The organism is Streptococcus oralis subsp. dentisani (assembly GCF_002096685.1).
In the GTDB taxonomy this organism is placed as follows: Bacteria; Bacillota; Bacilli; order Lactobacillales; family Streptococcaceae; genus Streptococcus; species Streptococcus oralis_AD.
The window spans coordinates 69,080-89,308 of the sequence record NZ_NCVA01000039.1 but is presented as its reverse complement, the minus strand read 5'-3'; the positions used below and the strand labels follow the sequence as shown (position 1 = coordinate 89,308).

General features: G+C 42.0%; 27 protein-coding genes, 1 tRNA gene, 1 pseudogene and 1 other annotated feature. Of the genes and pseudogenes, 5 read left to right on the top strand and 24 right to left on the bottom strand.

The annotated features are described in order from the left end of the window. Nucleotides 1-19 precede the first annotated feature (19 nt). The 13 genes from trmFO to B7705_RS03185 form a co-directional block, all read right to left on the bottom strand. On the bottom strand, nucleotides 20-1,354 hold the full coding sequence (gene trmFO, locus B7705_RS03240; protein ID WP_084947725.1) for a methylenetetrahydrofolate--tRNA-(uracil(54)-C(5))-methyltransferase (FADH(2)-oxidizing) TrmFO: 1,335 nt from the start codon (nucleotides 1,352-1,354) through the stop codon (nucleotides 20-22). Between the two features lie 157 nt (nucleotides 1,355-1,511). Then, nucleotides 1,512-2,099, bottom strand: a complete 588-nt coding sequence (locus B7705_RS09955; protein ID WP_239822335.1) for a hypothetical protein — start codon at nucleotides 2,097-2,099, stop codon at nucleotides 1,512-1,514. Between the two features lie 2 nt (nucleotides 2,100-2,101). Then, nucleotides 2,102-2,458, bottom strand: a complete 357-nt coding sequence (locus B7705_RS09950; RefSeq protein ID WP_239822334.1) for a hypothetical protein — start codon at nucleotides 2,456-2,458, stop codon at nucleotides 2,102-2,104. A 78-nt stretch (nucleotides 2,459-2,536) separates the two neighbouring features. Continuing rightward, on the bottom strand, nucleotides 2,537-3,415 hold the full coding sequence (gene rsmI / locus B7705_RS03230) for a 16S rRNA (cytidine(1402)-2'-O)-methyltransferase (protein WP_084947723.1): 879 nt from the start codon (nucleotides 3,413-3,415) through the stop codon (nucleotides 2,537-2,539). A 2-nt stretch (nucleotides 3,416-3,417) separates the two neighbouring features. Continuing rightward, nucleotides 3,418-3,735, bottom strand: a complete 318-nt coding sequence (yabA, locus tag B7705_RS03225) for a DNA replication initiation control protein YabA (protein WP_000358229.1) — start codon at nucleotides 3,733-3,735, stop codon at nucleotides 3,418-3,420. 36 nt (nucleotides 3,736-3,771) lie between these two features. After that, entirely contained in the window at nucleotides 3,772-4,662 is an 891-nt protein-coding gene (locus tag B7705_RS03220) for a DNA polymerase III subunit delta' (protein WP_084947720.1), read from the bottom strand. Next, nucleotides 4,659-5,297, bottom strand: a complete 639-nt coding sequence (tmk, locus tag B7705_RS03215; RefSeq protein WP_084947718.1) for a dTMP kinase — start codon at nucleotides 5,295-5,297, stop codon at nucleotides 4,659-4,661. Before tmk ends, B7705_RS03220 begins: the two co-directional genes overlap by 4 nt. A gap of 116 nt (nucleotides 5,298-5,413) precedes the next feature. Continuing rightward, on the bottom strand, nucleotides 5,414-6,211 hold the full coding sequence (gene proC / locus B7705_RS03210; RefSeq protein ID WP_084947715.1) for a pyrroline-5-carboxylate reductase: 798 nt from the start codon (nucleotides 6,209-6,211) through the stop codon (nucleotides 5,414-5,416). A gap of 3 nt (nucleotides 6,212-6,214) precedes the next feature. Continuing rightward, a complete protein-coding gene (locus B7705_RS03205; RefSeq protein WP_084947713.1) occupies nucleotides 6,215-7,477 on the bottom strand; it encodes a glutamate-5-semialdehyde dehydrogenase in 1,263 nt (420 codons plus the stop codon). 9 nt (nucleotides 7,478-7,486) lie between these two features. Continuing rightward, nucleotides 7,487-8,596, bottom strand: coding sequence for a glutamate 5-kinase (proB, locus tag B7705_RS03200; protein ID WP_239822333.1), 1,110 nt, complete (start codon nucleotides 8,594-8,596; stop codon nucleotides 7,487-7,489). 101 nt (nucleotides 8,597-8,697) lie between these two features. Then, nucleotides 8,698-9,597 (bottom strand): RluA family pseudouridine synthase, encoded by a 900-nt coding sequence (locus tag B7705_RS03195; protein ID WP_084947709.1) that lies wholly within the window; start codon nucleotides 9,595-9,597, stop codon nucleotides 8,698-8,700. Then, complete coding sequence (lspA, locus tag B7705_RS03190) at nucleotides 9,581-10,048, bottom strand: signal peptidase II (protein ID WP_000745694.1); 468 nt, start codon at nucleotides 10,046-10,048, stop codon at nucleotides 9,581-9,583. The genes B7705_RS03195 and lspA overlap by 17 nt, the downstream gene beginning before the upstream one ends. After that, entirely contained in the window at nucleotides 10,045-10,953 is a 909-nt protein-coding gene (locus tag B7705_RS03185; protein ID WP_001025717.1) for a LysR family transcriptional regulator, read from the bottom strand. Before B7705_RS03185 ends, lspA begins: the two co-directional genes overlap by 4 nt. Here B7705_RS03185 and B7705_RS10140 point away from each other — a divergent pair. Continuing rightward, nucleotides 10,946-11,018, top strand: a pseudogene (locus B7705_RS10140) (AraC family transcriptional regulator); the annotation flags it as partial. The gene B7705_RS03185 and the pseudogene B7705_RS10140 sit on opposite strands and share 8 nt — an antisense overlap. Before the next feature lie 165 nt (nucleotides 11,019-11,183). On the opposite strand, the gene rpmA reads toward B7705_RS10140, so the two are convergent. The 4 genes from rpmA to B7705_RS03165 form a co-directional block, all read right to left on the bottom strand. Next, complete coding sequence (gene rpmA, locus B7705_RS03180) at nucleotides 11,184-11,477, bottom strand: 50S ribosomal protein L27 (RefSeq protein ID WP_000916509.1); 294 nt, start codon at nucleotides 11,475-11,477, stop codon at nucleotides 11,184-11,186. 16 nt (nucleotides 11,478-11,493) lie between these two features. Then, nucleotides 11,494-11,838 carry a ribosomal-processing cysteine protease Prp gene (locus B7705_RS03175; RefSeq protein WP_000613704.1) on the bottom strand — a complete coding sequence of 115 codons (345 nt, stop codon included), beginning with the start codon at nucleotides 11,836-11,838 and terminating at the stop codon, nucleotides 11,494-11,496. A 15-nt stretch (nucleotides 11,839-11,853) separates the two neighbouring features. Beyond that, entirely contained in the window at nucleotides 11,854-12,168 is a 315-nt protein-coding gene (gene rplU, locus B7705_RS03170) for a 50S ribosomal protein L21 (protein WP_000109141.1), read from the bottom strand. A gap of 34 nt (nucleotides 12,169-12,202) precedes the next feature. Further along, nucleotides 12,203-12,290 (bottom strand) — a sequence feature (ribosomal protein L21 leader region). A 64-nt stretch (nucleotides 12,291-12,354) separates the two neighbouring features. Next, on the bottom strand, nucleotides 12,355-13,041 hold the full coding sequence (locus tag B7705_RS03165; RefSeq protein WP_084947706.1) for a YoaK family protein: 687 nt from the start codon (nucleotides 13,039-13,041) through the stop codon (nucleotides 12,355-12,357). A gap of 155 nt (nucleotides 13,042-13,196) precedes the next feature. Between B7705_RS03165 and B7705_RS03160 the strand changes: the two genes are divergently transcribed. Beyond that, the gene (locus B7705_RS03160) at nucleotides 13,197-14,174 is read left to right on the top strand and encodes a Gfo/Idh/MocA family protein (protein ID WP_084947703.1); all 978 of its coding nucleotides are present in this window, start codon (nucleotides 13,197-13,199) and stop codon (nucleotides 14,172-14,174) included. Next, a complete protein-coding gene (locus B7705_RS03155; RefSeq protein WP_084947701.1) occupies nucleotides 14,171-15,253 on the top strand; it encodes a DEAD/DEAH box helicase in 1,083 nt (360 codons plus the stop codon). The genes B7705_RS03160 and B7705_RS03155 overlap by 4 nt, the downstream gene beginning before the upstream one ends. Before the next feature lie 23 nt (nucleotides 15,254-15,276). On the opposite strand, the gene B7705_RS03150 is transcribed toward B7705_RS03155, so the two are convergent. Continuing rightward, nucleotides 15,277-15,654, bottom strand: a complete 378-nt coding sequence (locus tag B7705_RS03150; protein WP_002881798.1) for a YwiB family protein — start codon at nucleotides 15,652-15,654, stop codon at nucleotides 15,277-15,279. Between the two features lie 71 nt (nucleotides 15,655-15,725). On the opposite strand from B7705_RS03150, the gene B7705_RS03145 reads away from it, so the two are divergent. Both B7705_RS03145 and yidA read left to right on the top strand, forming a co-directional pair. Then, nucleotides 15,726-17,030 (top strand): HD domain-containing protein, encoded by a 1,305-nt coding sequence (locus B7705_RS03145; protein WP_084947698.1) that lies wholly within the window; start codon nucleotides 15,726-15,728, stop codon nucleotides 17,028-17,030. Nucleotides 17,031-17,042: 12 nt separating this feature from the next. Beyond that, on the top strand, nucleotides 17,043-17,849 hold the full coding sequence (gene yidA, locus B7705_RS03140) for a sugar-phosphatase (protein ID WP_084947696.1): 807 nt from the start codon (nucleotides 17,043-17,045) through the stop codon (nucleotides 17,847-17,849). A gap of 43 nt (nucleotides 17,850-17,892) precedes the next feature. Here the strand turns inward: yidA and B7705_RS03135 are convergent, their stop codons facing one another. The 6 genes from B7705_RS03135 to B7705_RS03110 form a co-directional block, all read right to left on the bottom strand. Continuing rightward, nucleotides 17,893-18,495 carry an AbiV family abortive infection protein gene (locus tag B7705_RS03135; protein ID WP_084947694.1) on the bottom strand — a complete coding sequence of 201 codons (603 nt, stop codon included), beginning with the start codon at nucleotides 18,493-18,495 and terminating at the stop codon, nucleotides 17,893-17,895. 153 nt (nucleotides 18,496-18,648) lie between these two features. Further along, nucleotides 18,649-18,720: transfer RNA gene (locus B7705_RS03130), tRNA-Arg, on the bottom strand. Nucleotides 18,721-18,762: 42 nt separating this feature from the next. Beyond that, nucleotides 18,763-19,110 (bottom strand): 50S ribosomal protein L19, encoded by a 348-nt coding sequence (rplS, locus tag B7705_RS03125; RefSeq protein WP_084947691.1) that lies wholly within the window; start codon nucleotides 19,108-19,110, stop codon nucleotides 18,763-18,765. Nucleotides 19,111-19,228: 118 nt separating this feature from the next. Beyond that, on the bottom strand, nucleotides 19,229-19,558 hold the full coding sequence (crcB, locus tag B7705_RS03120; protein ID WP_084947688.1) for a fluoride efflux transporter CrcB: 330 nt from the start codon (nucleotides 19,556-19,558) through the stop codon (nucleotides 19,229-19,231). Further along, complete coding sequence (crcB, locus tag B7705_RS03115) at nucleotides 19,552-19,932, bottom strand: fluoride efflux transporter CrcB (RefSeq protein WP_084947685.1); 381 nt, start codon at nucleotides 19,930-19,932, stop codon at nucleotides 19,552-19,554. Before crcB (B7705_RS03115) ends, crcB (B7705_RS03120) begins: the two co-directional genes overlap by 7 nt. After that, complete coding sequence (locus B7705_RS03110) at nucleotides 19,929-20,195, bottom strand: chorismate mutase (protein ID WP_084947682.1); 267 nt, start codon at nucleotides 20,193-20,195, stop codon at nucleotides 19,929-19,931. Before B7705_RS03110 ends, crcB (B7705_RS03115) begins: the two co-directional genes overlap by 4 nt. Nucleotides 20,196-20,229: the final 34 nt, after the last annotated feature.

The window sequence follows — 20,229 nt, the reverse complement described above, 5'->3', positions numbered from 1 at the left end:
AGCAATTCTTTCAAAAAAATTAGACCGTTAAAAATTCCTCTAAGTCGGTAAGGGCACGCTCTGCAATTTTTTCATAACGAGCTTTTTTATCACGGATACGCTCTCCTTCTAACTCCTTGATAATCCCAAAATTGACATTCATTGGTTGGAAATGTTTGCTGTCCGCATGGGTGATGTAATGCGCCAGACTTCCAATCGCTGTTGTCTCTGGGAAGATAGCTTCACTTTCACCCTTGAAGAGTCGAGCTGCGTTAATTCCTGCAACCAAGCCTGAAGCTGCTGACTCAACATAGCCTTCCACTCCCGTCATTTGACCAGCAAAGAAGAGGTTGGGTTGTTTCTTAGAACGGTAAGTCTGTTCAAGAAGATTTGGTGAATCCATGTAAGAATTGCGGTGCATGACCCCATAACGGACAAACTCAGCGTTTTCAAGACCTGGAATCATTTGGAAAACACGCTTTTGCTCCCCCCATTTGAGGTGGGTTTGGAAACCAACGATATTGTAGAGGCTACCAGCCGCATTGTCCTGACGAAGCTGGACAACTGCATACGGTGTTTTGAACTCCCCGTCACGAGGGCCTGTATAATCGTCTGGATACTCCAGACCAACTGGTTTCATCGGACCATAAAGCATGGTTTTAATGCCACGCTTAGCCATGACTTCGATAGGCATACAACCTTCAAAGTACTTTTCTTTTTCAAACGAATTGAGCGGGGCTTCTTCCGCATTGACCAATGCTTCATGGAAATCCATAAATTCTTGTTTGGTCATTGGAGCGTTGAGGTAGGCTGCTTCTCCCTTGTCATAACGAGACTTGAGATAGACCTTACTCATATCGATGGTGTTGACATCGATAATAGGTGCTGCCGCGTCATAGAAATAAAATCCATCCCCATCATTAAGGGCATGAATCTTCTCAGCTAGGGCATCACTGGTTAAAGGACCAGTAGCGACCACTGTAATAACATCTGTCGGCAATTCTGTAATTTCATCACGAACCACCTTAATCAAGGGGTGGTTGCCCACTTTCTTAGTCACCATCTGGGAGAAACCATCTCGATCCACCGCAAGGGCACCACCAGCTGGAACACGTGTAGCCTCAGCAGATTCCAAGATGACAGAACCCAAGCGGCGCATTTCTTCCTTGAGGAGTCCAACGGCATTTGTCAAAGCATCCCCGCGCAAGGAATTAGAACAAACTAACTCCGCAAAATTGTCTGTTTTGTGCTGAGGTGTTGACTTGACACCACGCATTTCATAGAGTTTAACCGGAATACCACGCTCTGCGATTTGGTAAGCAGCTTCAGACCCTGCCAAACCTGCACCGATAACATTGATATAAGATTGAGACACGACACTAATACCTCTTTGGGTGGAAACTAAGTCCAAATAAAAACAAGCTAGTAGACTGTTTGACACCCACAAATCTTTCTAAATTAATACTTGGTTCATTATACCAAAAAGCTAAGTAAAAAGACAAACAAGAGAACTCCTGAATGTCTTTCGAAAATTATTCTTTATTGAAACTGAATGTCTCCCAATTCAGTTTGCTTCCATATTTTATAGTAAAACGTACTTCTGTATTCTTAGGTAGTTTATCGCTTTGAAGTATTTGGGCAAGTAAGTATTCGAAATCAGAATCCGTCCAATTGTCAATATCTTCAGTAGTTACTTGGAGGTTTTGTCTTCGTACCTGCTCTATATCAATGCGTATTCGAATACTAAAGGTCGAACGATTGTCAGCAACTCTTTTTAAAAGTAGATCTCGATTACGAACAAGCGTCTCTTCATCAAGATTGTTGACTCTACTTGAGTCTAGGTCCTCAATTAAGGGAGTGAGTTCTTCTACATCCGTCTTCAAAATTGCCTCTCTTTTATCTCTCTCTTCAAGACGGGTTTTGGGGTTGCCACTATATTCTTCTTTTGGAACCAAAGAATAATAGGAGTCAAATGAGTCCAATTCAATTGAATTTTTAATATAAAGATTCCTAATCACATCATCGCTTAAATATGTTGAAGTCAAGCTACCACTTTGAAGTAATATATTATAAGCTTCCTTAAGTCGGTCATAGTTGTCATCACCAGAAACATACTCCATTTCTAAACGGTAGACTGTTTTCTTGGAAAAACCAAAGAATTTTTTCTTTTCAACTTCTTTAAGCCCGAATTGTATTTAAGGACTGGAGTGCTCTCAACATAATCTTTTTCAAAATCCACATAGACATCAACAAATTTCGTATTTCCTTCAACGTAAAACGGAGATCCATAATATCCAAATGCATCAGCTGTCGAGTATCCTTCTGCTTCTAGTCCTGCAGCTTCTACTACGGAACGAATGTTTGAAATAGCTATTTTAGCTAAATCACGATCGACTCTATTGTTACATGCTGACAATATAAATAATGTGAGAATAGGCAACAGTACGCCAATTCCTTTCTTCATCACTTTGCTTTTCATTTCTCCTCCAAATAAGCAATCTTATCAAAATACTTATGATTGTTATTTTTGTTTCAGGAAGAAGACAAAGTTCCCAATTTAGTCATTTTCTTGATTTTCTTCCCAATCGTGGTAGGCAGCGTAAAGCTGGCTTTTATTCCACTGGTAGTGTTTTGCAACTTCCTTAATGGCTTGATTTTTCTTCATTCCTTGCTGGATACGAGATTGGATTTCTGAAAACAAGTCCTCCTCGTTCTTTTCCTCCACATCCTGACTGGCACCTTCAACGATGAGAAGGCATTCCCCCTTGAGTGGCGTTTCAGCGATGCTTTCTAGTAGCTCTGAAATCTTTCCTCGTTGGTATTCTTCATAGATTTTAGTCAATTCCCTGACCAAGACCACCGAGCGGTCACCGTAGACTTCTAGCATATTTTCTAACGTATCCGCTACACGGTGGGGTGATTCATAGAAAATCTGAGTTTCTGGGTAATCTTTTTTTAAGTCGAAAAATTGCTTTTGCTGGCCTGATTTTCTCGGTAAGAAACCGTAAAAGATATGTGGCTGTGGCGCTAGGCCACTGGCAATCAAGGCAGAAATTCCTGCAGAGGCACCTGGAACGGTAACAACTGCGATTTCTTCCTCAATAGCTGCCTTGACCAAATCATGCCCAGGGTCTGAGATACTAGGCAGACCCGCGTCAGAAACCTGAGCAATACTTTGTCCTGCTTTCAGAAAACTAATCAAGTCAGGAATCTTTTCCTTGGCATTGTGCTCGTGAAAACTAATCTGTTTGGTCTGAATGTCAAAATGCTTGAGCAAAAGACCGGTATTGCGCGTGTCCTCAGCCGCAATCCAGTCCACTTCTTTCAAGGTCTGAATGGCACGAAAGGTCATATCTTCTAGATTACCAATCGGCGTTGCTACTAGGTAAAGCTTGCCATAGGGAGACTTCCCCTTAAAACTTTTTTGAATCTGCATGCTTACTCCCTGTATAACAACTCGTCACAGAACATACATTCCTCGTCCTGCTCTCGGCGTTGTCCATAAAAATCATTACATACGTGAAACCCGTCTTTATAGATTCGACGGACGCTTTCACGAACATGCTTGGCCTTAACGGGCGTATCTGCTTCCACCTCGCCTAAGCGTTCGCGCAACTTACTATTTTCCAAGCGAAGAGCTGTATTTTCCTCTACCAGGCTCTTGAGATTTTTCTTGATGGCTTCTACATCGGCCAAGGTCACTAGTAGCTGTTGGGAAAAATCGTCTAGTGCATCAAATAATTCTTTTTTGTCCATAAACCAGCCCTTTCCTTTCTTTATGCTTCATTGAGTTTATATTTCTTTCAAGACCAGATATTCCATGGCATTTTGAAAGCTAACATTGGCTTGCCACATTTTTCTGGTTTCTAGCAAATCTTGTAGGATCTGTCGAATCCTTGCTTGCAAGAGATCCTGCCCACAGAGGACTTCGAGAATTCGCAAAACCTGATCCTGTTTTTCCTTGTCATCTGCCAAGCTAGCTAATTTAGCTACTTGGAGATAACTTTCTTTTTTCTTGGTTAATAACCAAGTTAGCAAGCGTTCGCTTTCATCCACCAAGGTCCAAAAACTTGCCTGATTTGCCAATTTTTCAGCTTCAGCTCTTGATTGACAAAACTGGGCTAAAAGAGTCGCTTTTTTCTTAACCAGACCTGCTTGCTCTAATTGATGAATGAGCTTTTCTTCTTGCTTTTTAAAGTGGAAAATCTGGGTCCGACTACGAATGGTCGGTAAAATCTTTTCCTCATCGCTAGTTAAGAAGAAAATGTAAACATCACTCTGGGGTTCTTCGATGACCTTGAGCAGAGAGTTGGCTGCATTAGGATGCATTTTCTCCGCCTGCTCGATAATAAAAACCTGTTGCTGACTTTCAATTCCTGCTTGAGAAAACTGGCCCACCAATTCCCGAATGCGTTCTGTCTTGATGACCTGATTGACCGGCTTAATCAAGGTAACATCGGAAAATTCTTCCTGTTCAATCAGCTTGCAGTTTCGGCATTTCTCACACGGCAAAACGCCTACTTTATCCGTACAAAAGAGACTCTTAGCCAAAAACTGCGCCATTTCCAAGCTTCCAAAGAAACCTGAAAAGAGATAGGCGTGATTGAGCTGGTTTTGTTCTAGGATACGGACAAAGCGGTCAAACTGGTCTGGCTGCCAAGCCTTTAGTTGATCTTGTTTCATTTAGCCAAGCCCATTCTGTCAAACAAGACAGCCTTGGTTGTTTCCACAACTTGCTCCAAAGGAAGACTCGCATCAATCTTGACCATGCGATTTCCTTCTTTGTCCAGAAGAGAAAGGTAACCTTGACGAACTTTCTTGTGCAAGTCCAAACCTTCCATGTCCAAACGATTGACCTCGCGGTCACTATTAGAAGCAATGCGAGCCAGCCCTTCTTCCACCTCAATGTCAAAATAAAGTGTCAAATCGGGTTTGAGGCCATCTGTCACAAAGTGATTGAGCCAATTAATGGCATCAATATCCAAGCCACGACCAAATCCCTGATAAGCAACGGAACTATCAATGAAGCGGTCCATAATGACCAACTTGCCAGCTTCAAGTGCTGGGAGAACTTTTTCCACTAAGTGCTGTCTACGACTGGCAATATAGAGAAGGAGTTCTGTTTTAGGATCCATCTGAGTATGACTTGGGTCCAAAATCACTTGACGAATCTTCTCTCCAATCAAGACACCGCCAGGTTCACGGGTCGTCAGCACCTCCACTCCTTTTTCCTCTAAAATTGGGAGTAGAGCCTCTAAAACACTGGTCTTTCCTGCTCCCTCTGGTCCCTCAAGAGAGACTAAAAATCCTTTTAACATGTCTAACTCATTTCTTTTTTACTACTTCTATTCTATCAAAAAAATAGGGGTTTGTGACAATCTTTTTGTGTCTTCTCCATTCAATCAACCACAAAAGAGGCAGACAAAGCCACCTCTTATTTACCTAGTTCTTGTGTTCGTTTGTAAGATTGATGAACTGCGTCCATCACTGTTCCTCTAAAGGCATGTTCCTCCAGACTTGCTACACCAGCGATAGTCGAACCTCCTGGGCTGCAAACTTGGTCTTTCAAAACTCCAGGATGTTGCTGGCTTTCGAGAACCATTTGTCCAGCGCCGACTACTGTTTGGGCTGCCATTTTCAAAGCCATTTCTCGGGGCAATCCTGTCTGTACACCCGCATCTGCTAAAGCCTCAATAAAAAGGTAGACAAAGGCTGGTCCACAACCTGCAAGACCTGTCGCAGCATCAATTAAGCCATCCCCAAGTTCAACCAAGAGGCCAGCCTTGGCTAAAAGCTGACAAAAGAGTTCCCTATCCTCAGCACGACAATTTGCTGACATGGCATAACTAATCACCCCTTGACCGATAGCCACTGGAGTATTGGGCATGATGCGAATGATACGATGTTGACTTGGCAGAAGACTCGCTAGTTTTTCTAAAGTCAATCCAGCTGCCATGGAAATCAAAAGAAAACTTTCTCTCTTTTCAAGGATGGTCTGATATTGAGAAAGCAAGTCTGAGAACTGAGCAGGCTTAACTCCTAGAAAAATCACATCTGCTTCTGCGAAGATTTCGTCATTGCTGGAAGTCTGACCGCCGAAGTCAGCGATGAAAGCATCTACTTTTGCTTGACTACGATTGGCAAGGAGAATCTGAGCACCCGTCTTGGCCTGCAAGACAGCCTTGGCCAAACTAGCTCCCATATTCCCCAAACCTATAAATCCAATCTTCATCTCTTACTCCCTTATCTGTCCGTCACCAGTAACCACATACTTGTAGCTGGTCAACTCTTTCAAGCCCATAGGCCCACGCGCATGCAGTTTCTGAGTAGAAATCCCCATCTCACATCCAAGACCAAACTGGCCTCCATCAGTGAAACGCGTTGAGGCATTGACATAAACCGCTGCTGAATCTACTTGATCTGTAAAGTAAGTTGCAGCTTCAGCATTTTCCGTCACAATGGCATCCGAATGATGGGTACTGTGGGCTTCAATATGCGCAACCGCTTCTTCTAAACTGCTCACAACCTTAACCGCTAGGATATAGTCTAAAAACTCGGTGTCAAAGTCTTGTGCCTCAGCTGCTCGACCTGAAACAAACTGACTTGCTGTGCTATCCAAACGAAATTGAATTGGTTCCAGTCCAGCTTCCTTACGCTCTGCAACCAGAACTTGTTCCAAGCGAGGAAGAAAACGTGCTGCCTTGTCTTCATGAACCAGCAAGACCTCCATGGCATTGCAGACAGAAGGACGACTGGTTTTAGCATTGTTGATGATGGCTAGAGCCTTGTCTTCGTCTGCATCCTTATCTACATAGACATGGACAATCCCAGTTCCTGTCTCAATAACGGGTACGATAGCATTTTCAACAACAGCATTGATCAAGCCAGCCCCTCCACGAGGAATGAGGAGGTCTAGATAGCCCTTGGCCTTCATCATAGCATAGCTACTTTCTCGGCTGGTGTCTTCCACAAGTTGAATCACATATGGATGAATGGTAGTCGTCTCCAAACCCTTCTTCAAGGCTGTGACAATAGCATGAGCAGTTTGGTAGGCGTCCTTACCACTACGAAGAACGACCGCATTGCCACTTTTAAGAGCCAAAGCAGCCGCGTCAGACGTCACATTTGGACGGCTTTCATAGATAATCCCAATAACCCCCATGGCCACACGCTTCTTAGTAATAACCAAGCCATTTTCAAGCTGACTTGTTTCTAGGACTTCACCGATTGGATCTGGTAAAGCAACCACTTCACGAATCCCTCTTGCCATCGCTTCTATACGTCCCTCATCCAAATAAAGACGGTCTAGCATGACATCTGAGATTTTCCCCTTGGCCGCTGCCATATCGAGGGCATTGGCCTCTAGAATCTCCTCAGTAGCTGCCAATAACTGATCAGCCATGGCTAGCAAGGCTTGGTTTTTCACTGCTTCACTAGCAGTATTGATTGATTTCTTAACAGCCTGTACCTGTTCAAATTGTTCTTGTGTACTTACCATCGTTCACCTCTAAAATTCTGTAAAGAGCAGCTGGATTTCAGGAGTGATTGAAATCCAGTCATCACGGTGAATCAAGACTCCCTTGGCTTTTTGAGAACGGAGCATATCTTCTAGGGCTGAGACGCCAAATTGGACACGTCCCTTTCCAAGAGATTGACCTGTTTCTTTATCTGCTACTGTTACAATATCGTGGTAAGAGAAGTTTCCTTCCACTTCTACCACACCCGATAAAAGGAGACTTTTCCCGTTTTTTGAAAGTGCTTCTGCAGCTCCACCATCTACCCAAATCGTTCCCTGACTTTGAGCATAGAAAGCCAGCCATTGTTTCTGGGTACGAAGTCCCTTCTCTTGCGCAACAAAGAAGGAGCCATCCTTAGTCTCCTCCGCTGCCTCAATCAAGGCATCTGATTTCATAGAGGAGCAAATATAGACTGGCACACCTGACTCCGTCGCAATAGTTGCAGCTTTGATTTTTGTCAGCATACCCCCAGTTCCGTTTGAAGAACCTGCTCCACCAGCCATATCAATAATCTCACGATTGATAGTCTCGATTTTCTCAAGACGTTTGGCTGTTGGATCTGAGTTGGGATTTCCAGTATAGAGACCGTCCACATCAGTCAAGAGAACTAAAAGATCTGCTTGAACCATCGCCGCTACCTGGGCACTCAGAGTGTCATTGTCCCCGACCTTGAGTTCGTCAATAACGACACTGTCATTTTCATTGATGATGGGAATTGCCCCACGATGAAGCAATACAGACAAGGCCTGGTGGGCGTTCTTATAGCGACGTTTATCTACAAAATCATCCTGTGTCAGCAAGATTTGTGCAGAAACGATTTGGCGCATGAGGAGGTTGGTTGTATATTCCTCCAACAAAAGTCCCTGACCAACTGCAGCCGAAGCTTGTTTATCTGCAATCTTGGTTGGACGTTTTTTAAAACCCAAAGCTCCAAATCCAGCGGCAACTGCCCCAGATGAAACCAAAATCAACTCATGTCCAGCTTCATGCAACATAGCTAATTGTTGGGTAATTACCTTTACTTTACTTCTTGATAAACTCCCGTCTTCGTTTGTTAAGGAGGAGGTCCCTACCTTAAAGACGATTCGTTTGTACTTCATATTCTCACTCCGATTCTTCATATTTATCCATTATAACATGAATGTTTTAAAATAGAAAAGACTTGAAATGAAAAAGGTTGAGACAAGGCATCTCAACTCTTTTATCTATTCTCAATTTTACGCAATCTTTCCAGCGTTTCTTTAAAAATCTCTGGAATATCTGCTGTGAACTCCAAGGTTTCACCTGTTCTCGGATGAGTAAAACCTAGAGTCTTTGCATGGAGAAACTGTCCATGTCCTTTCAAAGTCTTACGAGGACCATAGACTTCATCACCAGCGACTGGATGGCCAATATAAGCCATATGAACACGGATTTGGTGAGTACGCCCTGTTTCCAGTTGCAACTCTAGCAAACTATAATCTCCAAAGCGTTCCAAGACTTGAAAACGAGTCACTGCTGGCTTCCCTTTAGCAGTCACTGCCTGTTTCTTACGATCTTTTTCACTACGACCAATCGGAGCTTCAATCACACCACGATCATTGGGAAGATTGCCATGAACAATCGCCCAGTATTTGCGGAGAGACTTCTTATCCTTGAGTTCTTGGGCAAGTGCTAAGTGGGCCTCATCATTCTTCGCAATCATGAGGAGACCAGATGTGTCCTTGTCAATGCGGTGAACGATACCCGGTCGGAGAACCCCATTGATACCTGACAAGTCTTTGATATGGTACATGAGGGCATTGACCAAGGTTCCGCTAGTATGACCAGCACTCGGATGCACCACCATGCCTTGAGGTTTGTTAACAACGGCTACATCCTCATCTTGGTAGATAATCTCGAGCGGCAGATTCTCAGCCACATATTCTAAAACCTCTGGTTCTGTCACATAGTAGGTGACGATATCCCCCTCTTGGACAGTGTATTTGGCTTTCTTTACTTGCCCATTCACCAAGACTTGTCCAGCCTTAATTTGTTCATTCGCGAGACTGCGTGACAATTCTGTCAGGTCCGACAGAGCCTTGTCTAGACGTTGCCCACCAGTTTCAATTTTTATTTCCATTTACTTCCTCTTTAAGCATTGCAATCAATAAAACAATCACGCCGACTGTCAAATAGCTATCAGCAACATTGAAAATCGCAAAGTTGATAAAGTCTAGGTGAAACATATCCACCACAAAACCTTGACTCATTCTGTCGATAAAGTTGCCCAGACCTCCCGCGATTATCAAAGTCAGTCCAAAAACCAACCAGAGAGAATCCTCCATGTGTTTATGTAGATACCAAATGGCACCCACCATGACGACCAGTGTAATGACAGCAAATAACCACTGCTGATCTTGCAGCATGGAGAAGGCTGCTCCTCTATTTTGCAGATAGGTCAAGCTAACGAGATTGGGGATCCACGAACGAACTTCACCTAGTGGAATCTGCTGGACAACATAGGCTTTAACCCACTGATCCAACCCAATCAAAAGCAGTACAATGACTGCTACTATTCCTCTTTTTTTCATGATTTCCTCTTCTGATCAAAATATTCTTGCATAACCTCAACGAAAAGAGTCCCAGCTTGACTAAGTTCCACTTCTTCCCGTTTGACATAGACCATGCGGTTATCTAGATTATCCTTGAGACGAATGACTGTGATGCCATTAACACTGTCACTATCTAAAAACCCAGATCCAGTCGCATAAGCATCCGTCCGCTCCAAAATACCATTCAAAGTAGCACGATCCGTCACATTGAACATCTGCGAGCTTGCGCTTGTGTCGACAAAGTTCTCTGAATAGTATAGATACTCATCCTTTTCCTGAGTAAAACGAACCGTTGGCAGATCCGCTAAATCCTCCATGACCAATTCCTCTTTCTGTGCTAAAGGATGCCCTTCACGAAGATAAATGTGAGTCTGGAAAGGAATTAGTTCAATAACTTCTAAACCAAGCTTTTCAACCCGTTGCATGATGCCCTTTTTATTTTGGTTGTTGAGGTAGATAATCCCAATCTCACTATGTCCTTGAGCCACTTCGTCTAAAATTTGAACTGTAGTAGACTCAAAAATACGAAAGTTCTTATAATCAGGATAACGTTCTGAAAAAGCCGTAATGGTTGGTGGCAAGAAGTCATAGTGCTGACTGGCAATGGAAAATTCATCCTTTTCTTCCTCAGGATTGGCATACTGATTTTGAAAAACATCAAAGCCTTTGACCAATTCTTGCGCTTTCTCATAAAATTCCATTCCACGACGAGTCAAAAATGTTCCCGAACTCGTCCGACGGAAAATCTTAAAACCAAGCTCTTTTTCCAAATCGCGCACAGAAATAGACAGACTCGGCTGACTAACATACATCTTTTCAGCAGCTTCACGGAAAGTACCACTATTGGCAATGGCCACAACATAGCGTAATTGTTGAATGTTCATCTTTTACCCCCCAACTTCTCTATCTGTTCATTATACCATATTTTAGAAGTTTTCCACCTAGGAAAAATAATGTCACTCACAAAATTCATCTACACTAGTAACAAAGAATTATGGATATCAAAACAAAAAAATAGGCTCTCCGAAAACTCGGAAAGCCTCATTTAATGCTACTTCTAGCTTCCTCGCCTTTTCATTTCAAGGCTCGGGATAAAAAGGTTTACTGGACCTTTTTATTTTGCGATTGGGTAAACAGAAACCTGCTTTTTATCGCGACCTTTACGTTCAAAGCGTACTACGCCTTCAACTTTAGCGAACAAAGTATCGTCTCCACCACGTCCAACGTTTACACCTGGATAGATGTGTGTACCACGTTGACGGTAAAGGATTGATCCACCTGTTACAGTTTGTCCGTCAGCTGCTTTAGCTCCAAGACGTTTCGCTTGTGAATCACGTCCGTTTGATGTAGAACCTCCACCTTTTTTGTGGGCGAAAAGTTGCAAGTTGTTAAGAGTCATTTTTAACATAATGTTTTCCTCCGTGTTAGTTTTCTGTGATAACTCTGGTTTGGACGAACTCAGAAGAGTTCTCCGATAAGTTTGCCATACCTAAGAAAAATGATTCGAAGAATAACTGGGTCATTTCTCTCTGGTGTGAAGGAAGGTCCGCTGGTATATCAACCTTTAGATAGCCACCTTCATCTTCGTTTAATTCTAAGATTGGTTCGTAGCCTGCAAATTTCTCAATGGAATTGACAAAGTTAATGGCAAGCGTAGAAACCGATGCACACACGACATCTAAGCCGTATTCGCCACTTTCGGCGTGTCCAGTAATTTCCGCACTCCTCAGCTCGCCATCTTCGGCTCTCTCAAAGACTGCTTGTATCATGTGTTCTCCTTAAAATTAAGCGTTGATCGCGTTGATGACAACTTTTGTATATGGTTGACGGTGACCTTGTTTACGGTGGCTACCTTTTTTAGGTTTGTACTTGTAAGTAACAACTTTCTTTTGTTTTCCTTGTTTTTCAACAGTTCCAACTACAGTAGCTCCAGCAACAAGTGGAGTTCCGACAACAGTGTTTTCACCACCAACAAGAACAACTTCGTTAAAAGTAACTTCTTGACCAGCTTCAACGTTCAATTTTTCAACGTAAACTGCTTGTCCAACTTCAACTTTAACTTGTTTTCCGCCAGTTTTGATAATTGCGTATGTGCTCATTATGCACCTCCTATGATTTTTAGGGTTTCCCCGTATTTTTGTGAAGACTCGCCTAGCATCGTGGGACGAACCACTTTATACTCACTATGTGAGCAACGATGTTCGTGCGGTTGCACAGGATTGTGCATAGTCAACTCTTCAAGTATAGCATATCTTCTTTTTTCTTACAAGCGAAATCAATCAAATTTAAGCTTTTTCTTTCCCTTTTTTTCTCCAAGAAGCAAAAAGCATACTGATGTAAAAGATGCTCATCATCAGGGGAACACCTAGAATTGTCTTCTCCTGATAGTAAATCGTCAAATAGGCTGAAAAAACAACTCCAAAGACAAAACTGCTAAGCAAGCTAACAAATATGAAACCTTCACGTAAAAAAGGAGTGTGCTTGGTCCGGAAATAATCTCCAAAAGCTAACATGGTACGTTTGATATTCCCTGTCATAAAAGCATTATTATAGGCGATACCCGACACTTCTCCAAAGGCTGTTGTCACCAGTCCCATACAAAAGGCTAAAGGTGGAACTAGGTAGATATTGTCTACTGACAAGGGAACAAAACCAATGATTATGGATAAGATAGCGAGTGGAATCAAGGATAAAATCGGTTTTTTAACAATTCGTAATTTTTCTTTATACAATGTTAGTAAAAAGACCCCCATCATAAAGGAAAGCAAGGTCATTACTTTGGCACTGGCATCCGATACATTTTGTTGAATGAGTCCTACAGAGAGAAAAACCACATTCCCAGTTTGGCCTGCTACTAGGGTATTCCCTCGCACGATAAAGGTATAGGCATCTACATACCCTGCGCAAAAAGTTAAAAAAAGCGCTAGTCTCTTAGACTGACGTGATATTTTTCTTATTGGTAATAATCTCATTTTCTCCCCCTTCTTATTTCATCTACTTATCTAAATATTGTACCACTTTCTTTAAGAAAAGCGTAGTCCATTTGAAAATTTTTACCATCTGTTGGATAGTCCTTCTTTTCTGTGCTATAATGAAGGAAGGTTTTAAAATCGGAAAAGGAGTATTTATGCTAAAATTAGGTGTCATCGGAACAGGTGCTATCAGCCACCATTTCATAGAAGCAGCCCATGCTAGCGGAGAATACCAGCTGGTCGCAGTCTATTCTAGAAAACTAGAAACTGCCGCAACCTTTGCTTCTCGCTATGAAAATATCCAACTCTTTGATCAATTAGAAGACTTCTTTAAGTCTTCCTTTGATGTGGTCTATATCGCCAGTCCAAACTCCTTGCATTTTGTTCAAGCCAAGGCTGCCTTGTCTGCTGGTAAGCACGTCATTCTTGAAAAGCCAGCTGTCACTCAGCCACAAGAATGGCTGAATTTGAGACAGACAGCTGAGAAAAATCACTGTTTTATCTTTGAGGCAGCTCGTAATTACCACGAGGAAGCCTTTACCACTATCAAGAATTTTTTGGCAGACAAGCAAATCTTAGGCGCAGATTTCAACTATGCCAAGTATTCTTCCAAGATGCCGAACTTGTTGGCTGGGCAGACGCCAAATGTCTTTTCAGACCGTTTTGCCGGTGGAGCCCTTATGGACTTGGGGATTTATCCTGTCTACGCTGCTGTTCGTCTCTTTGGAGAAGCTAAGGACGCGACCTATCAGGCCCAACAACTTAGCAATAGCATTGACCTAAATGGAGACGGTATCCTCTTCTACCCTGACTTTCAAGTTCATATCAAAGCTGGGAAAAACATCACTTCCAATCTTCCTTGTGAGATTTATACAGCGGATGGAACCTTGACCCTCAACACGATTGAACATGTCCGCTCAGCTATTTTTACTAACCACCGAGGAAATCAAGTTCAACTCCCTATCCAACAGGCTCCTCATACAATGACTGAGGAAGTCACTACATTTGCACACATGATCCAGCAACCAGACCAGAAACTTTACCAGAACTGGCTGGATGATGCAGGTTCTGTTCATGAGCTACTATACACTATGCGCCAGACTGCTGGCATTAGATTTGAGGCAGAAAAATGAAAACCAAACTACCGACTGAATGGCAAGAACTGAGCGACCAGTTCGGTTTCCAAGAATTCACCCCCATTCAAACTCAACTATTTGAGCCCATTCTCGCTGGAGAAAACTTACTGGGAGTAAGCCCAACAGGAACTGGTAAGACCCTCGCTTATCTCTTACCTAGTCTTCTCAGACTACAAAAGAAAAAAGCCCAGCAACTCTTGATTCTAGCACCAAATACAGAACTAGCTGGACAGATTTTTGACGTGTGTAAAACGTGGGCAGAAGCTATCGGTTTGACTGCTCAGCTCTTCTTATCAGGTTCAAGTCAGAAACGCCAGATTGAACGCCTCAAAAAAGGACCAGAAATTCTGATAGGAACCCCTGGCCGTATCTTTGAGTTGATTAAATTGAAAAAAATCAAGATGATGAATGTGGAAACCATCATCCTGGATGAATTCGACCAATTGCTCGATGATTCTCAGATTCACTTTGTTGAGAAAATCACTCACTACGCACCTCGTGACCACCAACTCATCTACATGAGTGCGACGACCAAGTTTGACCAAGAAAAGATTGCGCCTAACACGCGCACCATTGATCTCTCTGATCAAAAGTTAGACAACATCCAACATTTCTACATGCAGGTAGACCAACGTCACCGAGTGGATATGCTACGAAAACTAGCTCATGTAGAGGATTTCCGCGGACTAGTTTTCTTTAATAGCCTATCAGATCTTGGAAGTGCAGAAGAAAAATTACAGTATCGCGATATCTTGGCTGTTTCCCTCGCTAGCGATGTCAATGTTAAATTTCGAAAAGTCATCTTAGAAAAGTTTAAAGACAAGCAACTAACCCTGCTCCTTGCAACTGACCTTCTGGCTCGTGGAATTGATATCGATAGCCTAGAATGTGTCATAAATTTTGATATTCCTAGAGACATGGAAACTTACACTCACCGCGCTGGTCGTACAGGTCGCATGGGCAAAGACGGCTATGTTATCACTCTCGTAACCCATCCTGAAGAACTTAAAAAACTCAAGAAATTCGCAAGTGTACGTGAAATTGTTCTAAAAAATCAAGAACTCTATATCAAATAAGGTTGGCTCTCGCCAACCTTTTCTTATCCCCAAGTAATTTCTAATTGATAGCTGGCAAAGGGGTGTCCCTCTTGGTTTTGCAGTTGATAGGCTAATTCAATCTTTTGCCCATCCAATTCATAGTGATTCGTTTGAATGATAAACTCCTGCATCCCCATTGGAGTCGGAATATAGGCTAAACTATCACTATCCTTTAGAAAACGCATGATGGTTTTGGGACTCGAGAAACGGGTCATCACCAGTTCTTGACTATGAAACTTGAGAACCACTTTTTCTTTTTCCTCATTGTAGAAAAGCAGATAGTGATAATCTCCCTTTTCACGCACTTCCACGTCATAGAGTTGGTCAATGACTTCCAATTGTTCATCAAACTGAATCGTATTTCGCATCCGAATCTTCACATCAAATCCTCTTTCTTGTCTCTTGTCCTACTATTTTACCAAAAAGAGCAGGATTTTGCTATAATGGTCATATGAACGAAAAAGTATTCCGTGACCCAGTTCACAACTATATCCACGTCAATAATCAGGTCATATACGACTTGATCAATACAAAAGAATTTCAACGTCTTCGCCGTATCAAACAGCTAGGGACTTCCAGTTATACCTTCCATGGTGGTGAGCACAGTCGCTTTTCCCACTGTTTGGGAGTCTATGAGATTGCTCGACGTATCACGGAGATTTTTGAAGAAAAATACCCTGAAGAATGGGATCCTGCTGAGTCTCTCTTGACCATGACCGCTGCTCTCCTACACGACCTTGGGCATGGTGCCTACTCCCATACTTTTGAAAATCTTTTTGATACAAATCATGAAGCCATTACTCAGGAAATCATCCAAAGTCCTGAGACAGAGATTCACCAAGTCCTGCTACAAGTAGCGCCAGATTGCCCAGAAAAGGTAGCCAGTGTTATCGACCATACCTATGCTAACAAGCAGGTCGTGCAGCTCATTTCTAGTCAGATTGATGCGGATCGCATGGACTATCTATTGCGCGACTCTTATTTTACAGGAGCATCTTATGGGGAATTTGACCTGACTCGCATCCTCCGAGTCATTCGTCCTGTCGAAAATGGGATCGCCTTTCAGCGCAACGGCATGCATGCCATCGAAGACTACGTTCTCAGTCGCTACCAGATGTATATGCAGGTTTATTTCCACCCAGCAACACGGGCCATGGAAGTTCTCCTACAAAATCTCCTCAAACGCGCCAAGGAACTCTATCCTGAAGACAAGGACTTCTTTGCACGCACTTCTCCTCATTTGCTACCTTTTTTTGAAAAGAAAGTTACTCTATCTGATTATCTGGCACTTGATGACGGCGTGATGAATACCTACTTCCAACTCTGGATGACCAGTCCTGACAAGATACTAGCCGACTTGTCGCAACGTTTTGTCAACCGCAAGGTCTTTAAATCCATTACTTTTTCAGAAAAAGACCAAGACCAACTCGCAACCATGAGACAACTGGTTGAAGAAATCGGTTTTGATCCAGACTACTATACTGCCATTCATAAGAACTTTGACCTCCCTTATGATATCTATCGTCCCGAATCTGAAAATCCACGGACACAGATTGAGATTATACAAAAAAATGGAGAACTGGCTGAACTCTCTAGCCTGTCTCCTATCGTCCAATCCCTTGCTGGCAGTCGCCATGGAGACAATCGTTTCTATTTCCCTAAAGAAATGTTAGATCAAAATAGCATCTTCGCAAGCATTACCCAGCAATTTTTACACTTGATTGAGAACGATCATTTTACCCCAAATAAGAACTAATAGAGGAACTATATGAGTATTAAACTAATCGCCGTCGATATCGATGGTACCCTAGTCAACAGTAAAAAGGAAATCACTCCTGAAGTCTTTTCTGCCATCCAAGACGCCAAACAAGCCGGTGTCAAAATCGTAATTGCAACGGGCCGTCCCATCGCAGGTGTTGCCAAACTTCTGGACGACTTGCAGTTGAGAGACGAAGGTGACTATGTTGTAACCTTCAACGGTGCCCTGGTCCAAGAAACTGCTACTGGCCATGAGATTATCAGCGAATCCCTGACCTATGAGGATTATCTAGATATGGAATTTCTCAGTCGTAAGCTCGGTGTCCACATGCACGCCATTACCAAGGATGGTATCTATACTGCTAATCGGAATATCGGAAAATACACGGTGCACGAATCAATCCTCGTCAGCATGCCCATCTTCTACCGCACTCCTGAAGAAATGGCTGACAAGGAAATCGTCAAGTGTATGTTTATCGATGAACCAGAAATCCTCGATGCTGCGATTGAAAAGATACCAGCCGAATTTTACGAACGTTACTCCATTAACAAATCTGCTCCCTTCTACCTCGAACTCCTTAAAAAGAATGTAGATAAGGGCTCAGCCATCACTCACCTAGCTGAAAAACTCGGATTGACCAAAGATGAAACCATGGCGATTGGGGACGAAGAGAATGACCGTGCCATGCTGGAAGTCGTTGGCAACCCCGTTGTTATGGAAAATGGAAATCCAAAACTCAAAAAAATCGCCAAATACATCACCAAAACAAATGACGAATCTGGCGTTGCCCATGCTATCCGTACGTGGGTACTGTAAAGTATGATAAAATACGAAAACCGCTCAGCAGAGCGGTTTTTATCTATTTCATCTTAGAATTGGCAATAATTTCAAAAAATAAATCAGTTTTCTTTGATAACTCGATTGAGTGATCTGTCCATCCCACCAGATTATCATCAAATGATTCTATCGCAAATAAAAGTAGATTTCTTGCAAGTTCTTGAGTAATTAAATCTTTTGGTGTCACAATATTGTTATTTTTTCTATCACAATAAATTGCTTTTTCTCTTAAATCTTTTAATTCACCAGAATAAATAAATTGAAAAATTTTTTCCAAATTTTCATTAGAAATTGAATTTTTAATCCTTTCGCCCATACAAATAGTGTGGCTCGCACCTACAATTTGTTTAGACTTATGATCTCTTAATTTATCTTTTCTCATATAGGAATCTGAACCTTTAATAAATATTCCCATTTGAATTTTTCCAACCTCTTCCAACACACTAATAGCTAAAAAAGATGAGGAGGTATATGAATCATTTATATATAAAACATATGAATCCGAAATCAACTGAACAACATGATCTAAACATTTATTCAATTGTTCAGTTGAAGAAATATAAAAATTGCTAGATCCGTTTAAGATAGATTCTATCTTATCAAAATAACAATCTTTATCAACCATTATTACTCCAAATTTTATAATCCATGATATTTTGTTAAAGTACTTCTAGCAGTTGCTTATCGATTCTACATCGACACTTTATATAATTCTTGTAATTTAGGGGCGGATTTGGAGCGAAACACCTCAAACCCCTAGTAAAATCAATAATTTATATGCCCCCTGCAGGAATCGAACCTGCAACTACTCCTTAGGAGGGAGTTGTTATATCCATTGAACTAAGGGAGCTAGAGAAAAACCCTGCTGAATAAGCAGAGTTTTTTAGTCGAATTAACGACGGATTTCTTTGATACGAGCTGCTTTACCTTGAAGTGCACGCAAGTAGTACAATTTCGCACGGCGTACTTTACCGTAACGAACAACTTCGATCTTTTCAACACGTGGAGTGTGGATTGGGAAGATACGCTCAACACCTACACCGTTAGAAATTTTACGAACTGTGTAGTTTTCTGAGATGCCCGCACCTTTACGTGCGATCACAACACCTTCAAAAATCTGGATACGTTCACGGTTACCTTCGACAACTTTCGCGTATACACGAACAGTGTCACCAGGACGGAATGATGGGATATCTGTACGAAGTTGACCTTCAGTCAAGCTTTGGATTAATGGATTCATTTTATTCTCCTATCTTTGTCAATCTTGAGGAACCTTCCTCAGCGGATAAACTGTATTTTTGTGCGTCCATTACACACAAGATACAGTTTACCAAATTTCCACCTAAAAGTAAAGAAATTTATAGCAGAATTCCTAAAAAAATCGCTAGAAAACCGCCTATGTAAGTTAAGAGAAAATAGCTATAAAATATCTTCTTGTCACTTAATAGTCTTTGCAGCTCGTCATTCAAGGTAGAAAAGGTCGTTAACCCTCCACAAAAACCTGTCGCAAGGATGGCATAGACTTCCTTGGACTCCACATGATTGTAGAGTAGGCCAATTAAAAAACATCCTAGAAGATTGGCTATGAGAGTTCCTAGTGGCAATTTAGAAGCTTGATTATAGCGGGAAAAGAAATAACGCACCAGGGCTCCAAACCCGCAGGCGATTGCAAGATAAACGATTACCATTTCTTCCTCCCTAGAACATAAGCCAAGAGCAGACCTCCACCAATGCTCAAAAATAAGTAGATGCTTAAACTAAGATAACGCCCGATATCAAGCAGTTTCACTGCATCAAGCATTAGACTAGAAAAGGTTGTCAAGCCACCACAAAATCCTGTCCCCAGCGCCAAAACCAAGCCTTTACTAGTTCCCTTATAGACCAGATAGCCTTTCACCAGATAGATCAAGCAGAAAATGCCCAGATAGTTGACAAGGAGGGTGCCCCAAGGAAAAGGAAAGTCTGGACTGGCTGGTAACCAAGTGGAAATGAGATAGCGGACAAGGCCTCCCACCATTGCAGCCAGAAAAATTCCTAGCCGATAGAATTGTTCTTTTTTCATTTGATGTTTTGATCCTGATAATCACGCGAACGTTTGAGAATGTCTGAAAAAGTAGCAACAATGGTCTCCTGATAGCGCTTATCTTCTACTCGATTTTTGACCTTTTCAAAAATAACTTCTTCTCTTTTAGTATCTAAAATAGGTTTTCCTGAGGCTTTCTTATAGGTAACTACTCCCTCAACCAAATGCATTCGTTCTTCCAAGAGCTTGACGATTTGGTCGTCGATTTGATCAATTTCTTGCCGAATCATATCTAAGTTCATACAGTCTCCTCCTTTATTTGAATTATTGTATCAA